The organism is Dactylosporangium sp. NPDC051484, assembly GCF_040689395.1.
Classification (GTDB): domain Bacteria; phylum Actinomycetota; class Actinomycetes; order Mycobacteriales; family Micromonosporaceae; genus Dactylosporangium.
The window spans coordinates 83,475-102,510 of the sequence record NZ_JBFAZX010000005.1; the positions used below are offsets into that span (position 1 = coordinate 83,475).

Annotated in this window: 14 protein-coding genes and 1 pseudogene; 6 read left to right on the forward strand and 9 right to left on the reverse strand. The window is 71.3% G+C overall.

The window, feature by feature from the left end; genetic code table 11:
* Position 1: 1 nt before the first annotated feature.
* Entirely contained in the window at positions 2-904 is a 903-nt protein-coding gene (miaA, locus tag AB0367_RS11325) for a tRNA (adenosine(37)-N6)-dimethylallyltransferase MiaA (protein WP_366226124.1), read from the reverse strand.
* Between the two features lie 17 nt (positions 905-921).
* Positions 922-1,602, reverse strand: a complete 681-nt coding sequence (locus AB0367_RS11330) for a class III extradiol dioxygenase subunit B-like domain-containing protein (protein WP_366226125.1) — start codon at positions 1,600-1,602, stop codon at positions 922-924.
* 196 nt (positions 1,603-1,798) lie between these two features.
* Between AB0367_RS11330 and AB0367_RS11335 the strand changes: the two genes are divergently transcribed.
* A complete protein-coding gene (locus tag AB0367_RS11335) occupies positions 1,799-3,007 on the forward strand; it encodes a DUF349 domain-containing protein (RefSeq protein ID WP_366226126.1) in 1,209 nt (402 codons plus the stop codon).
* Between the two features lie 77 nt (positions 3,008-3,084).
* Here AB0367_RS11335 and AB0367_RS11340 read toward each other — a convergent pair whose 3' ends face one another.
* Positions 3,085-3,258, reverse strand: coding sequence for a hypothetical protein (locus AB0367_RS11340; RefSeq protein ID WP_366226127.1), 174 nt, complete (start codon positions 3,256-3,258; stop codon positions 3,085-3,087).
* Between the two features lie 110 nt (positions 3,259-3,368).
* Entirely contained in the window at positions 3,369-4,832 is a 1,464-nt protein-coding gene (gene miaB / locus AB0367_RS11345) for a tRNA (N6-isopentenyl adenosine(37)-C2)-methylthiotransferase MiaB (protein ID WP_366226128.1), read from the reverse strand.
* A gap of 249 nt (positions 4,833-5,081) precedes the next feature.
* Between miaB and AB0367_RS11350 the strand changes: the two genes are divergently transcribed.
* The 5 genes from AB0367_RS11350 to AB0367_RS11370 all read left to right on the forward strand — a co-directional run bounded on the left by AB0367_RS11350 (position 5,082) and on the right by AB0367_RS11370 (position 11,412).
* Positions 5,082-5,828 carry an amino acid ABC transporter ATP-binding protein gene (locus tag AB0367_RS11350; protein ID WP_366226129.1) on the forward strand — a complete coding sequence of 249 codons (747 nt, stop codon included), beginning with the start codon at positions 5,082-5,084 and terminating at the stop codon, positions 5,826-5,828.
* A 108-nt stretch (positions 5,829-5,936) separates the two neighbouring features.
* Entirely contained in the window at positions 5,937-6,902 is a 966-nt protein-coding gene (locus AB0367_RS11355; protein ID WP_366226131.1) for a glutamate ABC transporter substrate-binding protein, read from the forward strand.
* A gap of 61 nt (positions 6,903-6,963) precedes the next feature.
* Positions 6,964-7,620: an amino acid ABC transporter permease gene (locus tag AB0367_RS11360; protein WP_366226132.1), complete on the forward strand. Its 657-nt coding sequence runs from the start codon at positions 6,964-6,966 to the stop codon at positions 7,618-7,620.
* Positions 7,617-8,489, forward strand: a complete 873-nt coding sequence (locus tag AB0367_RS11365; RefSeq protein WP_366226133.1) for an amino acid ABC transporter permease — start codon at positions 7,617-7,619, stop codon at positions 8,487-8,489. Before AB0367_RS11360 ends, AB0367_RS11365 begins: the two co-directional genes overlap by 4 nt.
* A gap of 43 nt (positions 8,490-8,532) precedes the next feature.
* Entirely contained in the window at positions 8,533-11,412 is a 2,880-nt protein-coding gene (locus AB0367_RS11370) for an ABC transporter substrate-binding protein (RefSeq protein ID WP_366226134.1), read from the forward strand.
* 39 nt (positions 11,413-11,451) lie between these two features.
* On the opposite strand, the gene rny is transcribed toward AB0367_RS11370, so the two are convergent.
* The 5 genes and pseudogenes from rny to AB0367_RS11395 all read right to left on the reverse strand — a co-directional run bounded on the left by rny (position 11,452) and on the right by AB0367_RS11395 (position 19,035).
* The gene (gene rny, locus AB0367_RS11375) at positions 11,452-13,233 is read right to left on the reverse strand and encodes a ribonuclease Y (protein WP_366226135.1); all 1,782 of its coding nucleotides are present in this window, start codon (positions 13,231-13,233) and stop codon (positions 11,452-11,454) included.
* Between the two features lie 1,400 nt (positions 13,234-14,633).
* Positions 14,634-15,179: pseudogene (locus AB0367_RS11380) on the reverse strand (regulatory protein RecX); the annotation flags it as partial.
* A gap of 1,185 nt (positions 15,180-16,364) precedes the next feature.
* Positions 16,365-17,414 carry a recombinase RecA gene (gene recA / locus AB0367_RS11385; RefSeq protein WP_366226136.1) on the reverse strand — a complete coding sequence of 350 codons (1,050 nt, stop codon included), beginning with the start codon at positions 17,412-17,414 and terminating at the stop codon, positions 16,365-16,367.
* Positions 17,415-17,570: 156 nt separating this feature from the next.
* Positions 17,571-17,771 (reverse strand): DUF3046 domain-containing protein, encoded by a 201-nt coding sequence (locus AB0367_RS11390; protein ID WP_366226137.1) that lies wholly within the window; start codon positions 17,769-17,771, stop codon positions 17,571-17,573.
* A 10-nt stretch (positions 17,772-17,781) separates the two neighbouring features.
* Positions 17,782-19,035 (reverse strand): MFS transporter, encoded by a 1,254-nt coding sequence (locus AB0367_RS11395; RefSeq protein ID WP_366226138.1) that lies wholly within the window; start codon positions 19,033-19,035, stop codon positions 17,782-17,784.
* Position 19,036: the final 1 nt, after the last annotated feature.

Sequence of the window (19,036 nt, forward strand, 5' to 3'; positions counted from 1 at the left end):
GTCAATCTTGCCGCACGGCGCTCAGGGCCGCGTCGGTGATGTCCGCCGCGGCGCCGTCGAGCCAGCGGATCCGCCCGTCCCGGCGGAACCAGGACCGCTGCCTGCGCACGAAGCGCCGGGTGGCGCGCGCGGTCTCCGCCCGCGCCTCGTCCTGCCCGCACAGTCCGTCCAGATGATTCATGATTTGGCGGTACCCCAGGGCGCCGCCGGCCGTGCGCCCCTCCCGCAGCCCGGCGTGTAGCAGCCCGCGCACCTCCTCGACGAAGCCGGCCGCCCACATCGCGTCCACCCGCGCCTCGATCCGCGCGTCGAGCACGGCGGTGTCGACATCGACGCCGAGGTGCACCGCGTCGTACACCGGGCGCGGCTGCGGCAGCGCCGCGGTGAACGCCGTGCCGGTGAGCGCGTTGACCTCCAGGGCCCGCACGATCCGGCGGCCGTTGCTGGGCAGGATCCGCCCGGCGGCGATCGGGTCGGCGGCCTTCAGCCGGGCGTACAGGGGCGCCGGCCCCGCCTCGGCCAGCTCCCGTTCCAGCTCGGCGCGCAGGCCTGGGTCGGTGCCCGGGAAGTCGAAGTCCTCGAGCACCGCCCGGACGTACAGGCCCGAGCCGCCGACGAGCAGCGGCACCCGGCCGCGGGCGGTGATGTCGTCGATCGCGGCGCGGGCCAGGCGCTGGTAGACCGCGACGCTGGCGGGCTCGGTGACGTCCCAGATGTCCAGGACGTGGTGCGGCACGCCGCCCCGCTCGGCGGGGGTGAGCTTGGCGGTCCCGATGTCCATCCCGCGGTACAGCTGCATGGAGTCGGCGTTGACGACCTCGCCGCCGAGGGCCTCGGCTAGGCGCAGGCTCAGTGCGGACTTGCCCGCCGCCGTGGGCCCGACGACGGCGAGGACCCTGTTCATCAAGAATTCACCTTCGGTTACTGCCAGGTTGCCACGAAGTAGCCGACGCCATACGGGGCCGCTTCGTACAGCAGCTCACCGGTCATCTTCCGGTCGCCGTCCTGGCAGGCGCCGGCCAGCACCTGCCAGGGCGCCCGGCCCGCGACCAGCAGCTCCTCGGCCTCGCCCGGGTCGATCGCGGCCAGCGCGGCGGCGTCGGCCCCGGCCAGGGCGGCCGCCACGGCGGCGTCGAAGGGCTCGGCACGGGCGTCGAAAAAGCCGGGAGCCTTCTCGGTACGGCAGGACGACCCGTCGCCGAGCACCAGCAACCCGACGCGCTCGGCCTGCCCGGCCAGCGCCCGGCCGAGCCGCGCGCACTCCGCGGGCGGGGCGTCGACGGCGACGCTCTGGAAGTCTGCGGCGTGCGGGGCGAGCCACGCGCCGATCAGCAGGCTCAGCGGGAGCTGCTCGCCGGACGGGTCGCCGACCGGCAGATCGATGCCCCAGGGGGACAGGGTTCCCCCGAACGGCGGCTGACGGCGTACCGTCGTGGTATCGGAACCGACGACGATGAGCGAGTCGACCGAGGCGTTCGTCAGGTGCGCCACTGCGGCGCGGCAGGCAACCCGCAGGTCGTCGAGCTCGGCGGCCGCCCCGGCGGCCACCTCCGGCACGAGTAGTGGTGGATGTGGGCAGACCGCGGCGGCGACGAGTGACACGGCCTAACGTTATCGGGGAAGGTCGCTGCGCAGCCGTGCGACCCATGAATGGCACCGGAATGGTCACGGTTCGGCCGCAGGCACTCGACCGGCCCCGGGGCACACCTGTGAGAATGCCCTGGGGAACTTTGCTGTGCGATGGCGGCGTAACGGTGGGATACCCGATCCTGCCGGCGCCGGGAGCGAGGATGGGCAGATGAGCGACCCTATGGAGTTTGGACGGATCGACGCCGACGGCAACGTCTTCGTGAAGACGGCCGCCGGTGAGCGGGCCATCGGGTCCTGGCAGGCAGGAACACCCGAGGAGGGCTTGGCCCACTTCGCGCGCCGGTTCGCCGACCTGGTGACCGAGGTCGACCTGATCGAGGCTCGGCTGGGCAGCGGCGCCGCCGATGCCGGCCATTCACTGTCCACCATTCGCCGCCTGCGCAGCGGCCTCGACGAGGCACACGTCGTCGGTGACATCGACGGGCTCGCCGCCCGCCTCGAAAAGCTCACCTCGGTGGCGGAGGAGAAAGCCGGCGCCGCCCGGGCCGCCCGCGACGCGGCGCGCGCCGAGGCCCTCGCTCGCAAGACCACCCTGGTCGAGGAGGCCGAGGCGATCGCCGCCGAGGCGACCGGCTGGAAGACGGCCGGCGACCGGCTCAAGGAGATCCTCGACGAGTGGAAGTCGATCCACGGCGTCGAGAAGAAGGCCGAGAGCGAGCTCTGGAAGCGCTACGCGGCCGCCCGCGACGCCTTCACCCGCCGCCGGGGCGCGCATTTCGCGACCCTCGACGCGAGCCGCAAGCAGGCCCAGGGCCGCAAGGACGAGCTCGTCGCCGAGGCCGAGTCGCTGTCGGAGTCCACGGAGTGGAACGCGACGGCCGCCCGGCTCAAGGAGCTCATGACCGAGTGGAAGTCCGCCCCGCGCGCCGCGAAGGACACCGAGCAGAAGCTCTGGGAGCGGTTCCGGGCCGCGCAGGACGCCTTCTTCAAGCGGCGCAGCGAGGTCTTCTCGGCCCGCGACGCCGAGTTCAAGGGCAACCTCGACCGCAAGCAGGAGCTGCTCGTCCAGGCCGAGGCGCTCGACATCGACGGCGACCCGAAGGGCGCGCAGAACAAGCTCCGCGAGATCCAGGGCGCCTGGCACGACGCGGGCCGGGTGCCGCGCGAGGCGCAGGCCGGCCTGGACCGCCGCCTGCGCGCGGTCGAGGACAAGGTGAAGTCCGCGATGGACGCGGCGTGGCGGCGCACCCCGCCCGAGGCGAGCCCCCTCCTCGCGCAGATGCGCGAGCAGGTGGCGCGGGCGGAGCAGCAGCTGGCGAGCGCCCAGGCCGCGGGCGACCAGCGTCGCATCAAGGATGCCGAGAAGGCCCTGGAGTCGAAGCGCAAGTTCCTGGCGATGGCGGAGCACACCGGCTGACGGACTTCTGCAGTGACGGGCAGAGTCCCCGTCCGACATAGAAAAGTTGACCACTACACGCCGCCTGCGTGTAGTGGTCAACGCATTTCCGGCTCCAGTTCGCCCAGCTCAGGGACCGGTTCCGAACCGGCACGGGTCCCCACCGGGCCGGACAGGTGCCCGCCAGCCGAGCGCGCCGCCGATCGGCGTCGAGCAGCCATCATGGTCTTCATGATCACGGAGTGAAAATGCACAAAAAGCAGCACGTTCACTCCGTGATCATGGAGGACCCCGCGCGTCGTGGACGCCAGGCGCATGATCACGGAAACGTTGCTCTCCGGCTGCCGCTACCCGCGCGGGTCTCACGCCCGGCGGCGGTTCGTCAGCAGTGGGAGGCGGGCTGCGGTGGTGGTGAGCCGATCGACGGCATGCCCAGGGACACGCCAGGGGTGCGGGTGACCCGGCCGGCCTCCCACGCGTCGCCCGCGCGGGTGCGGCGGTGCGCGACGAGCGGGCCGTCGGCGTTGAGATGGTGCGGCGCGGCGTAGGTGACCGTGGTGTGCACGATGTCGCCGGGGCGGATGCCCGCGTCCGGGTCGGCGGCGAAGTGCACCAGCCGGCCGTCGCGGGCGCGGCCCGAGAGGCGGCCCGTCGCGGTGTCCTTGCGGCCCTCGCCGACTGCGGCCAGGACCTCCAGCGTGGAGCCCACGAGCCGCTTGTTCTCCGCCCAGCTGATCTCCTCCAGCGTGGCGATCAGGCGCTCATACCGCTCCTGCACTACCGGCTTCGGCACCTGCTCGTCCATCGTGGCGGCCGGGGTGCCGGGACGCTTGGAGTACTGGAAGGTGAAGGCGCTGGAGTAGCGGGCCGCCCGGACCACCTCGAGGGTCTGCTCGAAGTCGGCGTCGGTCTCACCCGGGAAGCCGACGATGATGTCGGTGGTGATCGCGGCGTCCGGCATCGCGGCGCGGACCTTGTCGATGATGCCGAGGTACTTCTCGGCGCGATACGAGCGGCGCATCGCGCGCAGCACGGCGTCGGAGCCGGACTGCAGCGGCATGTGCAGCGAGTGGCAGACGTTCGGCGTCTCGGCCATCGCGGCGATCACGTCGTCGGTGAAGTCCTTCGGGTGCGGGCTGGTGAACCGGACCCGCTCCAGGCCGTCGATCTCGCCGCAGGCGCGCAGGAGCTTGCCGAAGGCGTAGCGGTCGCCGAACTCGACGCCGTACGAGTTCACGTTCTGGCCGAGCAGCGTGACCTCGAGTACACCCTCTGCGGCGAGGGCCCGGACCTCGGCCAGGATGTCGCCGGGGCGGCGGTCCTTCTCCTTGCCGCGCAGCGCGGGCACGATGCAGAACGTGCACGTGTTGTTACAGCCCACGGAGATCGACACCCAGCCGGCGTAGGTCGACTCGCGGCGGGTCGGCAGCGTGGACGGGAAGACCTCGAGCGATTCGAGGATCTCCACCTCGGCGGCGGCGTTGTGCCGGGCGCGCTCGAGCAGCACCGGCAGGGAGCCGATGTTGTGCGTGCCGAAGACGACGTCCACCCAGGGCGCCTTCTTCACGATCTCGCCGCGGTCCTTCTGCGCCAGGCAGCCGCCGACGGCGATCTGCATGCCGGGGTGGGCGAGCTTGGTGGGGCGCAGGTGGCCGAGGTTGCCATACAGCCGGTTGTCGGCGTTCTCCCGCACCGCGCACGTGTTGAACACGACGACGTCGGGCTCGCCATCGCCGGTCGCCGACACGTAGCCGGCCTCCTCCAGCAGCCCGGAGATGCGCTCGGAGTCGTGCGCGTTCATCTGGCAGCCGTAGGTGATCACGCGGAAGGTGCGGTTGTCAGTCATAGCAGGAGAAATACTAGCCCCCGATGCGCTCACCGGTCGTATCCACGAGGACGGGTGGCGTCCGCGGCCGGGTAGGTGGACGTCGGCCGCCTCGCCTGCCGTGTGACCAAACCGGCCGGTCGGGCAGACGCCAGGCAAATCGTCCGTCGTTATCACCCCGTGACCAGTGTGTCGCGGATCAACGCCCTTTGCCCCGCTAACGTCGTTCGCACCACAGAGAAAGACGGCCATCGCTACGCAGTGGGGCGGATGATGACTGATCAGCCTTTGATCGTGCTCAGTGGTGTGAACAAGTGGTTCGGCGACCTGCACGTGTTGAAGGACATCAACCTGTCCATCGGGCGGGGCGAGGTCGTGGTCGTGATCGGACCGTCCGGCTCGGGCAAGTCGACGCTGTGCCGGGCGATCAACCGGCTGGAGCCGATCAATCAGGGCGAGATCGTCTTCGACGGCACCCGGCTGCCCGAGGAGGGCCGGCCGCTGGCCAGGCTGCGCAGCGAGGTCGGCATGGTGTTCCAGTCGTTCAACCTGTTCGCGCACAAGACCGTGCTGGAGAACGTGATGCTCGGCCCGGTCAAGGTCCGCAAGGAGAAGCCGGCCGTGGTCCGGGAGCGGGCGATGAGCCTGCTCGAGCGGGTCGGGATCGGCAAGCAGGCGCAGAAGTACCCGGCTCAGTTGTCCGGCGGTCAGCAGCAGCGCGCGGCGATCGCGCGCGCCCTGGCGATGCAGCCCAAGGCGATGCTGTTCGACGAGCCGACGAGCGCCCTGGACCCGGAGATGGTCGGCGAGGTGCTCGACGTGATGACCACCCTGGCGAGCGAGGGCATGACCATGGTCGTGGTCACCCACGAGATGGGCTTCGCCCGGCACGCGGCCAACCGGGTCGTGTTCATGGCCGACGGGCAACTGGTCGAGGAGGCCGCGCCGGCGGAGTTCTTCGCCAACCCGCGCACCGAGCGCGCCAAGGACTTCCTGTCGAAGATCCTCACCCACTGACGTTCAGGCATTACTCGGCACACGAGATCAGGCGTACCGGCCCCGGTGCGCCCGCGGCCGGCCGGCTCGCCCGGGCGGTCATGAGGTCATGGAAGGAGCAGGCAGAACATGCGAATCACGCGGATCGCGGCCGTCGCAGCGGTCGCCACGCTTTCGCTCGGCCTCGCCGCTTGCGGCAAGGAGGGCACCCCCACGCCGGAGACGCCAACCGGCCAGTCCGGCGCGCCCGCCGCGGCGAGCGACGCGTGCACCTCCTCGGGCACGTCGTTCACGCCGGCCAGCGGCGCCGACATCGCCGGCAGCCCGGCGTTCGCCAAGATCAAGGCGGCCGGCAAGGTCGTCGTCGGCGTCAAGTTCGACCAGCCGAACCTCGGCTACAAGGACGCCTCCGGCAAGCGCTGCGGCTTCGACATCGAGATCGCCCAGCTGATCGCGTCGAAGCTGGGCATCGACCCGGCCAAGATCGAGTACAAGGAGATCCAGTCCGCCAACCGCGAGTCGGCGATCAAGGGCGGCGAGGTCGACTACTACGTCGGCACGTATTCGATCACCGAGAAGCGCAAGGCCGACGTCTCCTTCGCCGGCCCGTACTTCATCGCGGCCCAGGACCTGCTGGTGCGCAAGGACGACACGTCCATCACCGGCGCGGACTCCCTCAAGGGCAAGAAGGTGTGCTCCGTGAGCGGCTCGACGCCGATCCAGCGGGTGCGCGACCTGAAGCTCACCGAGGACGGCAACGTCGTGGAGTTCAAGACGTACTCCGAGTGCGTGTCGCAGTTGATCGACAAGAAGGTCGACGCGGTCACCACCGACGACGCGATCCTCAAGGGCTACGCCGCTCAGAACCAGAGCAAGCTCAAGGTCGTGGGCAAGCCGTTCATCAACCCGGCGACCAGCCAGCCGTACCCGGAGAAGTACGGCATCGGCCTCCCGCACGACGACAAGGCGCTGCGCGACTTCGTCAACGGCGCGCTGGAGACCGCCGAGAAGGACGGCATCTGGCAGAAGATCTACGACGGCACGCTGGGCAAGTCGGGCTCCTCGGCCACCGCGCCGCCGCTCGAGAAGTACTGATCGTGCCATCGGGACGCCGCTCCTACCGGGGCGGCGTCCCGCGCGAAGCGCGGAGGGGCGAGTGAACGAGTTCTTTCACGTCCTGACGGACAACTGGGACGTCATCGGGTCGCACTTCCTGGCCACGATCGAGCTGTTCCTGATCGCCGCCGCGGGGTCGCTGGTCTTCGGCACCCTGCTGGCCGCGATGCGCGTGTCCCCGGTGCCGGCGCTGCGCGCCTTCGGCACCTCCTACGTGCTGCTGCTGCGCAACTGCCCGCTGACGCTGGTCTTCGCGCTGCTGGTGTTCGCCGTGCCGAAGCTGGAGGTCAACATCGACTACTTCCCCAGCGCGTGCGTCGCCCTCATCGCCTACACCAGCGCGTTCGTCTGCGAGGCGCTGCGCTCGGGCATCAACACCGTGCCGGTCGGGCAGGCCGAGGCCGCCCGCGCGCTGGGTATGACGTTCGCCCAGGTGCTGGGCTCGGTCGTGCTGCCGCAGGCGTTCCGCACGGTGGTGCCGCCGATGATCAGCGTGCTCAACGCCATGCTGAAGAACACGACGATCGCGGCCGGCTTCTCGGTCGCCGAGGCGGGCGCGATCCAGGCGTACCTGTCCGAGCGCGGCGAGAACCAGATCTACGTCCTGCTGTGGATCACGGTCGGCTTCCTGATCCTGGTGGTACCGCTGATCGTCCTGCAGCGGATGCTCGAGCGGCGCTGGAGGGTCGCGCGATGACCAACGTGCTCTACGACCTGCCCGGCCCGAAGGCGCGGCTGCACAACCGGATCCTCGGCGTGGTGAGCGCCCTCGGGATCGGGGCGCTGCTGGCGTACATCGTCTGGCGCTTCTACGACACCGGCCAGTTCGAGCCGCTCAAGTGGCAGCAGTTCGAGTACACGGCGATCCGGTACCAGCTACTGGACGGCTACCTGACCACGCTGCGCGTCGCGGGCACTGCGGCCGTGCTGGCGCTGCTGCTCGGCGCGCTGCTGGCCGCCGGGCGGCTGAGCGAGCACGCCTGGCTGCGGGCGCCGGCCACCTCGTTCGTCGAGCTGTTCCGGGCGATCCCGCTGCTCGTGCTCATCTTCTTCGCCTACTACGGCCCGATCCAGCTCGGCTACAAGGTCGGGCCGTTCTGGCCGCTGGTGATCGGCCTCATGGTCTACAACGGCGCCGTGCTCGCCGAGATCTTCCGGTCCGGCGTGCTCGCGGTCGCGCGGGGGCAGTCGGAGGCGGCCTACGCGCTGGGCATGGGCAAGACCCAGGTAATGGTGTCGATCCTGCTGCCGCAGGCGGTGCGCGCCATGCTGCCCGTCATCGTCAGCCAGCTCGTCGTGCTGCTCAAGGACACCGCGCTTGGCTTCATCATCGCGCTGCCGGAGCTGCTGTACGCCGGCAAGCAGATCGGCGGGCGCCTGCCCTTCGGCCTGCCGTACGTGCCGAGCTACCTGGTGGTCGCCGCGATCTACATCGCCACCTGTGGTCTGCTGTCCTGGTTCGCGTTCTGGCTGCAGAAGCGTCTGATCGGCGGCCCTCGCCGCAGGCTGACCGCGGGCCGGGTGCCGCTGACGACGGACCAGGGGGCCACCGGGCCGGCGCTCTAGAGTGGACATTGGCAAGGTTGCTCCCACTGCGTACGCTGCGCGGGTGGTGGACACCGGATTCAGGTTGGGCATCGACTTCGGCACCTCGAACACGGTCGCGGTGCTGCGCTGGCCGGACGGGCGCACCAAGCCCCTGCTCTTCGACGGCTCGCCGCTGCTGCCCTCGGCGGTGTACGTCAACGCCGACGGCACGATCCTGACCGGTCGCGACGCCGTGCACTCCGCGCGGCTGCAGCCGCACCGGTTCGAGCCCTACCCGAAGCGTCGCATCGAGGAGGGCACCGTCTGGCTCGGCGAGCGGGACGTGCCCGTCGGCGAGCTCGTCGCGACCGTGCTGCGCCGGGTCGCGGCCGAGGCCGAGCGGGTCGCCGGCGCGAAGCCGTCGCAGGTGATGATGACCCACCCGGCGACCTGGCCGCCGCAGCGGCGCCAGACCCTCTCCCAGGCCGCCATCGCGGCCGGGCTGCCCGAGCCGCTGCTGTCCTCCGAGCCGGTCGCCGCCGCCTCGTACTTCGTCGGCACGGTCGGCACCCACGTGCCGGTCGGCGGCATCGCGGTCGTCTACGACTTCGGCGCCGGCACGTTCGACGCGAGCGTCGTGCGCCGCAACGCGGGCGGCGGCTTCGACGTGCTGGCCAGCGAGGGCCTGCCCGACGCCGGCGGGCTCGACGTGGACGCGACCGTGGTGGCATACCTCGGGCGCAACTTCGCCGGCCGCGAGGGCGACCGGTGGCACAGGCTGACCAACCCGGAGAGCGAGGCCGACCGGCGGGCCGCCTGGCAGCTGTGGGAGGACGCGCGGCTGGCCAAGGAGATGCTCAGCCGGGCCGCCACCACATATGTCCACGTGCCCCTGTTCGACGAGAGCGTGCCGATCGGCCGCGAGCAGCTGGAGCAGCTGGCCCGGCCGATCCTGGACCGCACGGTCACGGCGACGCAGATCGCGGTGACAGCCGCGGCGCTCGGCGACCGCCCGGTGTCGGCGGTGTTCCTGGTCGGCGGCTCCAGCCGGATCCCGCTGGCCGCCACGCTGCTGCACCGCGCGATGGGGCTCGCGCCGACCGCGATCGAGCAGCCGGAGTTGGTCGTCGCCGAGGGCGCGCTGCACCTGGCCCCGCCGACCGGTCGTGCCCCGGTGTCGGGCGCCGCCGCCGGCGCCTCCTCGCCGCTCTCCGGGCCAAACTCCGGGTCAATCTCCGGGCCGCCGATCTCGGGCGTCCCCGGCCTGGAGCCCAGCGGAGACGTTGCCGCGGCGCCGGTGTCGGGCTCCCCCGTCTCCGGGCAGCCGGTGTCGCCGGCGTTCTCGATGCCGTCGAACACGCCGCACCTGCCACCGCTGCTGCAGACGAGCTCGATGCAGGTGGTGCCACCGCAGCCCACGTCGCCGCCGATCGCGCCGCCGCAGCCCACCTCGCCGCCACCCCCGCAGCTCCCGGCCGGCTTCCCGCAGCAGCGCCCGCCGGCGCAGCCCGCCGTGCCAGCCGTGCCCGCTCAGCCCGCCGCCTACGCCCAGCCGCGGCCGCCGGTCGCACCGCCGCAGCCCGTGACCGGGCCGCCGGCCAGCCCCGCCCCGGCGTGGCAGGCGCCCGCCTCCACCCAGCCCGTCTCCGCCCAACCCATGTCTGCCCAGCCCATGTCTGCCCAGCCCATGTCCGTGCAGCCGATGTCGGGACAGCCCGTCTCCGGCGGGTACGGGCCGCCCGGGGTGCAACCGCCGCGAAAGCGCAACAGCGGGCTCATCGCGGCCGCCGGTGTCGGCGGCCTCGCGCTCCTGCTCGTCATCGGCGGAATCGTCTGGGTCGCCACCAGGGGCCACGACGGAGAGGGCGGGGGCGGCGGCAACCCGTCGAACCAGGCGATGCCGGCCGTGTCCCCCGCGTGCGGGCACAAGATCGGATACCTCGGCATGTCCAGCGGCGACAACGCCGACGACGGCGTGATGATGCGCAACAGCGTCAAGATGGCCATCGACGACTTCAACGCCACGCACTCGAACTGCCACGTCGACTTCAAGGAGTTCGACACGACGGGCACCGACGAAGGCAGCAAGAAGAAGGCGCAGAACGCGGTCGACGACCCGGAGGTCATCGGCGTGGTCGGCCCGGTGTACGACAACGAGATCCTCGCCGCCGGCCCGATCCTCAACAGGGCGAACCTGCCGATGATCGCGCCGTTCGCGCCGGGCGTGAAGCTCGCCGAGCAGGGCTGGGCCACGTTCCACCGGATCATCGGCTCCGACGAGGACCAGGCCCGAGCGGGCGCGCGATACCTGAAGAACACGCTCAAGGCGAAGAAGACCGCGATCGTGTACGACGACTCGGACTTCGGCAGGGTCGGGCGTCAGCAGGTGTCGAACGAGCTGGGCAGCGCCACCGGCCAGACGGTGCAGATCCGCGAGACCGACACCGACTTCACCTCCGCGGTCAAGCAGATCGCGGACTCCAACGCGGACGCCGTCTACTTCGCGGGCCAGTCCGACGACGGCATCGCCTTCGTGAAGGCGCTGCGGACGGCGAAGCCCGACCTGCCGGTCGTAGGCTCGGACAATCTGTTCACGCAGGGCTTCGTCAGCAAGACCGAGGGCAAGGCCGAGGGCGTCATCGTCACCTGCCCGTGCGTGCCGTCGAAGGAGGCGGGCGGCGACTTCGCGTCGAAGTACCAGGGCGTGTTCGGCACCCCGGCCAGCTACTACGGCCCGGAGGCGTACGACGCGGCCAGCGTCTTTCTGGCCGGCTTCCTGGCGGGCAAGGGCACCCGCGACGAGATGGTCGGCTTCATGTCGACGTACAACGCCAAGGGCGTGGCCACGGGCCGCCAGATCAAGTTCGACGGCAGCGGCAACCTGTCGGCGCCGGATCCGCTGATCTGGGCGTACAAGGTGCAGGGCAAGTACATGGTGAAGGACTCCGTGATCCAACCCTGATCCGGCCCTCAACCCCGGCGCTCAGGGCGGGTGCGCCGGTCAGCGGGCGATCTCGGTGACCCGCGACTCCCGCACGACCGTGACGCGGATCTGCCCCGGGTAGGTCAGCTCCTCCTCGATCTGCTTCGCCACGTCGCGGGCCAGCACCGCCGCCCCGATGTCGTCGACGTCATCGGGCCGGACCATGACCCGGATCTCGCGCCCGGCCTGCATCGCGAAGACCTTCTCCACGCCGGACTTGCCGCCGGCGATCTCCTCGATGCGCTCGAGGCGGTTGACGTATGCCTCCAGGCTCTCCCGCCGCGCGCCCGGGCGGCCGCCGGAGCACGCGTCGGACGCCTGCGTCAGGACGGCCTCGATGGTCTGCGGCAGGACCTCGTTGTGGTGCGCCTCGATCGCGTGGACGACTTCGTCGTGCTCGCCATACTTGCGCGCGACATCGGCCCCGATCAGCGCATGGCTGCCCTCGACCTCGTGGGTAAGCGCCTTGCCGATGTCGTGCAGGAAGGCGCACCGCTTGATCAGGGCCGGGTCCAGCCGCAGCTCGGAGGCCATGATGCCGGCGATGTGAGCGGTCTCGACGAGGTGCTTGAGGACGTTCTGGCCGTACGAGGTTCGATACCGCAGCCGCCCGAGCAGCGTCATCAGCTCGGGGTGCAGGTCAGTGATCCCGACCTCGACCAGCGCGTCCTCGGCGGCCCGGTGGCACAGCCGCTCGACCTCGTGCTTCGCCTGCTCGAAGACCTCCTCGATGCGGTGCGGATGGATCCGCCCGTCGAGCACCAGCTTCTCGAGGGTGAGGCGGCCGATCTCCCGGCGGACCGGATCGAAGCAGGACAGCAGCACCGCCTCGGGCGTGTCGTCAATGATCAGGTTGACCCCGGTCGTCGACTCGAACGCGCGGATGTTGCGTCCCTCGCGCCCGATGATCCGGCCCTTCATCTCGTCGCTGGGCAGGTGCAGGACGCTGACCACGCTCTCCGCCGTCTGCTCGCTGGCGACCCGCTGGATGGCGTCGACGACGATGTGCCGGGCCCGCTGCTCGGCGGTGTTGCGCGCGTCGTTCTCGATATCACGCACGAGGAGCGCCGCCTCGCGCTTGGCCTGTGCCTCGATCGTCTCGACGACCTCGGTCCGGGCCGCTTCGGCCGTCAGCCCCGCGATGCGCTCCAGCTCCTCGCGGTGCCGATCCTCACCCTCGGCGAGATCGGCCTCACGCCGGGCAAAGGACGCTTCGCGTTCCGAAAGATCCGATTCGGTACCGCTGATGCGCCGGTCCCGCTCCGCCAGCCGCTCGGCCTCCTCGGCCAGCAGCCGCTCCCGCTCGTCGAGCCGGCGCTGCCGGCGTTCGGCGTCCTGCGACTGCTCTTTGGCCACCGTGGTGAGCTGGTTGACCTCGCGCTCCCCCGCCCGCCGCGCCGCCGCCCGCGCCTTCTCGGCGTCGATCTCGGCCTGCCGGTGCGCGCGCTCGATCAGCGAGTCGGCGTCGGCCCGGGCCCCGTCGATGATCCGCCGCGCCTCCGACCTGGCCGCGCTTGCCTCCGCCTTCGCCGCCGCCGCCTCGGTCCGCGCCGCCGCCGCGGCAGCACGCGCCTCGTCGACAGCCGCCGTGGCGTCCTCGGCGGCGGTTCGCAGCGACGCCAGCGAGTGCTCCTGCCGGTCCTTCTCGGCGAGGAAGACGGGATCGTCCACCGCCGGCGCCGCGGCCGGCGCGCTCATCCCGAGCCGCCGGATGACCTTCAGCGCGACCACGAGCGCCACGACCACGACGACGCCGAGCACGGTCATCGCCACCGTCAGCGCGATCTGAAACCCAGTCACGCCGCCACCTCACCGGCTGCCGCACGGTACACGCCCGCCCGGTTTCCACACGCTCTGTTCACAACTACCGCCCTGTCCGCACGGGCGGTCCCGCCCCCGGTTGCAACCCTACTTGCGTCGACGGCCCGGGTTCGTCGCTCGAGCCGGAAGGGCGCGGTTGCGCCTCGGCCGCCGCACGCCACGATCCGGTCGCCGCTCTCGCCGGGCACCGCGCGACGGGCCGGTTCCGTCCGGTCCCGCCCACTCACCGCGGCGACCGCCCGGAGGCACGGTTCGGTCCGGCCCCGGCCACTCACGGTGGCGACCGCCCGGAGGTGCGGGCCCAGGCTTCGGCTTCCCTCGTCGCCGTCGGCATCCGGCGCCGTGCCGGACCGTTCGCCGTCGCGGACTCGTCCCGTGGTCGCCGCGGTGGCCGTCAAGCCACCGTTGCTTTCGGGGTCGCAGAGGATGACACGAGCGCACTCCGTCACGACGTCACCTCGCTCCGCTCGGCGCCGCGCATCTGCGACGGCGGGTGATGTGGAGGAGACGCCCAACCACTACGCATCAAGATATATCGATATCGAGGCTTAGAAGGCCCCGCTGCCGGGTCACTGCTAGCGCCAACGTCTCCCGCAAGGCGTGGCGCTTCATATCCGCTACGAACGTGGTAAGTGTTGCTGATCTGTGATGCGATCTATGTTGTGCGGTAAACCCGCAGTGGTTGGGCGGTCTCCATCTGGTAACGCCGAGGCTAGGTCTTGAGGGCGCTTCGGTCAAGGACTCATGATCGGGCACCATACGGGACGTAAGTCCGCCAAGTACCGTTGCCAGCCGAAACGCCCCAGCGGCAACATTTGGCCGGATGTTTCCGGCAAGTCGGTCGCCGAGATCCACCCCCCGTGACGACTAGTTCGACGCAGCGCACATTCGCCTCGACCTAGCCTGCAATCATTCCACCACAGAACGTGGCCGCCACCAACACCACCATCGACATCCATCACGCAAGCCGTGCCGCATTCGGAGAGGCGGCCGGCCCTCATTCGAGGTGGCAGCGCACACCTGGCCTGGTGGCGCCGCGCTGGATAGCGGGTGGCAACCCCCGACGGACCCGGCCACCACGCACCACCCCGGACCGGAACAGCACAGTGGCGCGAATGTGACACCAATCGATCGGACGCTGCGGACCGCGATACGGCGATGGACGATACGACGGATCTCGACACAGCGCCGTGAAGGCTGCAAGAGATGGCTGCCGCGGACATGGCGGCGAAAAGGCAGGCGGCGCGGAGCCGCGGACCGGCGGCGGGCTGGCAGCGCGGAGCGGCGCAAGGCGGGCAACGCAGAAGCGGGTGCGGTGCGCGGCTCGGGCGGCGCGGTGCGGTGCGGTGCGGTGCGGTGCGGAAGCGGCGGGCCGGTGGTTACTGTGCGTCGGGATCGAGTGCGGCGTCGGCCAGTGCGTCTGGGTCGATGCCGTCGGCGAACTCGGCGGACTCCTCCCGATCGGCCATGACCTCCTTGACCACGCGGATGGCGAGGCCGACCGGGTAGCCCTTGCGCCCGAGCATCCCGACCAGGCGCCGGAACACGGCCTCCGGCCCGCCGCGGGTCTCGGTGCGCAGGCGGCGGGCCACGAGCGCCCGCGCGGTCTGCTCCTCCACCTCTGGGGCCAGCTCCTCGAGCGCCTCGCTCACCTCGTCCGCGGAGACACCCTTGCGCCGTAGCTCGCCGGCCAGCGCGCGGCGGGCCAGCCCGCGTCCGTGGTGGCGGCTGGCGACCCAGGCCCGAGCGAACGCGGCGTCGTCGATGATGCCGACGTCGTCGTACCGCTCGAGGATCTCGGCCGCGATCTCGTCCTCCACCCCGCGCTTGCGCATGGCGGTGGCGAGCTCGGCGCGCGTGCGCGGCCGCACCGCCAGCTGCCGCAGACAGATCTCCCGCGCCGCCTCCCGCGGATTGACCGCCGCCGCCGGCGGCGAATCGCGACGCTCCCGGCCGCGGCCCCCGCGCCTGCCCCGCCGATCCCCGTCCCGGCCCCCGCCTCCGCCGTCACGCTCGCCGCCAGAATCGGGAATTCCTGAAATGTCCGAATCATCCACGGAACGGCGCTGGACTTCACCCGGCGAAAAGGACAGAGCCTCAGTGCGCGAGGAGAACGACTCAGGCAAATCCTGTGACGAGGCCCGTGAGGAGGAGGCACGGCCGGACGCACGTCGGGAAGGCGAGCCTGTCGAGGCCGACCGTGGTGCGTCGGCGTCCGCCCACGGGTTGCCCGGCCCGGGCTCCCATGCCGGCCGCTGCGCCGACTCGGCCCGGGCATCGCCGGTCGAGAGCCAGGGATTGTCCGAAGGGGTCCCCGGACGCTCGCCTGAAGAGGCCCCGGGACGGCCAGAATCCCCTCCCGGATGGTCCGAAGTGGTGTCGGGACGGCGTGAACCCCCTCCGGGACGGCCCGACGAGGTGTCGGAACGGCCGGAAGAGGCCCGCGGATCGTCGGCTGAGGTCGGGGCAGCCTCGATCGGGAAGCCGCCGCCGGAACCGGCCGGCGGCAGGGGCGCGTCGCCACGCGGGGCCGAGGCGGCGCCAGTGGCCGGGCTGGCGGAGCCGGGCGAGGTCGCGAGCCAGGGGTTCTCGCCGCCCGGATCGTCCCAGGGCAGCACCGGCCCCGCGGCCGCGGCGCGCCGAGGCGGCACGGGCCGCGTGGAGTCACCGGCGGTGAGCCACGGGTTCTCCTCGTCCGACCCGGGCTCGGCCCAGGACTCGGCAGCGGCGGCATCATCCCCGCCGGGCATCAGCACACCTCCGACAACAGCACCGGCATCGAAGCCGGAATCACCCGCAACCTCCCCGGCGGACCGGCGACCGCGGCCCCGGAAGAGACCCGATGCCGGCCAAGCGGCTTGGCCCGCTTGGCCGGCATCGGGTGGTCACGAGCGCAACGAAGACCAACGCGACGCCGGCACCGACGAGCCGCAACAACCACGGCGCGACACCGCGGTCCGCACGGCGACCGCCGACCCCGCACCCACAGCGCGATGCCGCCGAGCCGCGGCAACCACGACTGCGACATCGCAGCGACGTAATCAGCGCACCGCGACGACCGCGACCAATGCCACGCGAGGGCGGTGCCCCCGCACAGCGGTGGAGGTGCGTCAGAAGTCGACCGGGGCGGCCTCGGGGCCGCCTGCGGCGTCGGCCGCCTGGCCGACACCGACGCCGAGCTTCTCCTTGATCTTCTTCTCGATCTCGGCGGCCACGTCCGGGTTGTCACGCAGGAACTTGCGCGAGTTCTCCTTGCCCTGGCCGAGCTGGTCGCCGTCGTACGTATACCACGCACCGGACTTACGAATGATCGCCTGCTCGACGCCCACGTCGATGAGGGAGCCCTCGCGGGAGATGCCCTTGCCATACATGATGTCGAACTCGGCCTGCTTGAACGGCGAGGCGACCTTGTTCTTGACGACCTTGACGCGGGTGCGGTTGCCGACCACGTCGGTGCCGTCCTTGAGGCTCTCGATGCGGCGCACGTCGAGGCGGACCGAGGCGTAGAACTTCAGCGCCCGGCCACCGGTCGTGGTCTCGGGACTGCCGAACATGACGCCGATCTTCTCGCGCAGCTGGTTGATGAAGATCGCGGTGGTGCCGGAGTTGTTGAGCGCACCGGTGATCTTGCGCAGCGCCTGGCTCATGAGGCGCGCCTGGAGGCCGACGTGGCTGTCGCCCATCTCGCCCTCGATCTCGGCGCGCGGCACGAGAGCGGCGACGGAGTCGATGACGATGATGTCGAGGGCGCCGGAGCGCACCAGCATGTCGACGATCTCGAGGGCCTGCTCACCGGTGTCGGGCTGGGAGACCAGCAGCGCGTCGGTGTCGACGCCCAGCGCCTTGGCGTAGTCGGGGTCGAGCGCGTGCTCGGCGTCGATGAACGCCGCGATGCCGCCCTGGGCCTGTGCGTTGGCGATCGCGTGCAGGGCGACGGTGGTCTTACCGCTCGACTCCGGACCGAAGACCTCGATCACCCGGCCGCGCGGCAGCCCGCCGATGCCCAGCGCCACGTCGAGGGCGATGGAGCCGGTCGGGATCACCGCCTGGGGCTGCTGGACGCGCTCGCCGAGCCGCATCACGGAGCCCTTGCCGAACTGCTTGTCGATCTGCGAGAGGGCGAGGCCCAGCGCCTTCTCCCGGTCCGGTTGCACTGCCATGTCCGTCACCCCTGGGTTCGCGGTCTTCGTCGGCGTTCGCTTGTTCACGCTGACACGTTAAGCGCCGGGTATGACAAAAACTGCCGCGTGACGCCCGACCAGGGAGAAGAGTACCCGTACACCTGTACGATCAACATGCCGACACGCCAGAAAACATCAGCGTAGGCGGGCTGGAACACGCTCCGGGTATGCCTCGACCACAGCGCGCCACACCTGCGCGGTATCGAAGCCGCCGGCGAGAGCCTCCTCGATCGTGCGGCCGCCCAGCTGCGACAACACCTGATCGTGGGCCATGCTTTTCGCGTAGGCCGAGCCGAACACCTGCTCCAGCCGCTGCCAGAAATCCGTCAGACGCACGCCTGCCAACCTAACGGAGGACGCGGGCGACGAGCGGCGCCACCGCGACCGCGGCGAGCAGTGTCAGCACCGGATACCCGAACAGGTCGACCACCAGCCCGGACAGCGCCCCCGCCGAGGCGCCCGCCACGCCCATGACGATGTCGGAGAGCCCTTGAACGGCGGCACGCCGCTCCAGCGGTACCGACTCGGAGAGCAGGGTCGAACCGGCGACCATCGTGCCGCTCCAGCCCAGCCCGAGCAGGGCCATGCCGATCGAGAGCCGCCAGGTGTGCTCGCCTGCGGTGCCGCTGAGCGCGCAGGCGAGCACCAGCAGCGCGGCGCCGCCGAGGATGACGGGGCGGCGCCCGAAGCGGTCCGCGAGCCAGCCGGCCAGCGGCGACAGGGCGTACATCCCGGTGATGTGAATGCTGATCACCAGGCCGACGGTGCGCAACAGGTCGCCGTGGTCGTGCACGTACGCCCCGATCTGCACCGGCGTCATCGACATCACGCCGACCATCACCACGTGACCGACCGCGACCGCGACGACACCGGTTCGGGCACCGGCGCTGTCACGGATCGTGCGGGCCGCCTGCCGCCAGACGCCCCGCGCGGGCGCGGCGGTCTCACCGGCGAGGCGGCGCGCCGTCAGCAGCGGGTCCGGGCGCAGCACCGCCAGCAGCACGACCGCCCCGAGGCCGAACGCGACGGCGCTGAACAGGTACGGCCCGCCGTACTCCGGCACGCCCCACCGCGCCAGCAGCCGATCGGAGAGCGGGGCGAGGTTGGGCCCGGCCACCGCCCCGATCGTCGTGGCCCACACCACGATCGACAGCTGCCGCGCCCGCCGGTCGGGGGCGGCGAGGTCGACGGCCGAATACCGCGCCTGCAGGTTCGCCGCGCTCGCCCCGCCGAACAGCAGCGTGCCGAGGAACAGCAGCGGCACGCTGGAGACGGCCACGGCGAGGGCGACGAGCAGCGCGCCGACGGCGCCGGTGGAGTACGCGAACACGAGTCCGGGCCGGCGACCGCCGGTGCGCATCAGCCGGGTCGCCGGGATCGCGATCAGCGCCGCGCCGATGACCGCGCAGCTGCCGGCGAGCCCCGCGGCCCACGGGCCGGCCAGCGACGCGGCGAGCAGCGCGCCGACGGAGACGCCGCTGGCCACCCCGAGCCCGCCCACGATCTGCGTGCCGACGAGCAGGCTCAGCGTGCGCCGCTGCAGGGACGCGACATCGGTGGGCACTGGGGTGGACGTCACGCCAAGGATCACGCCGGTCATC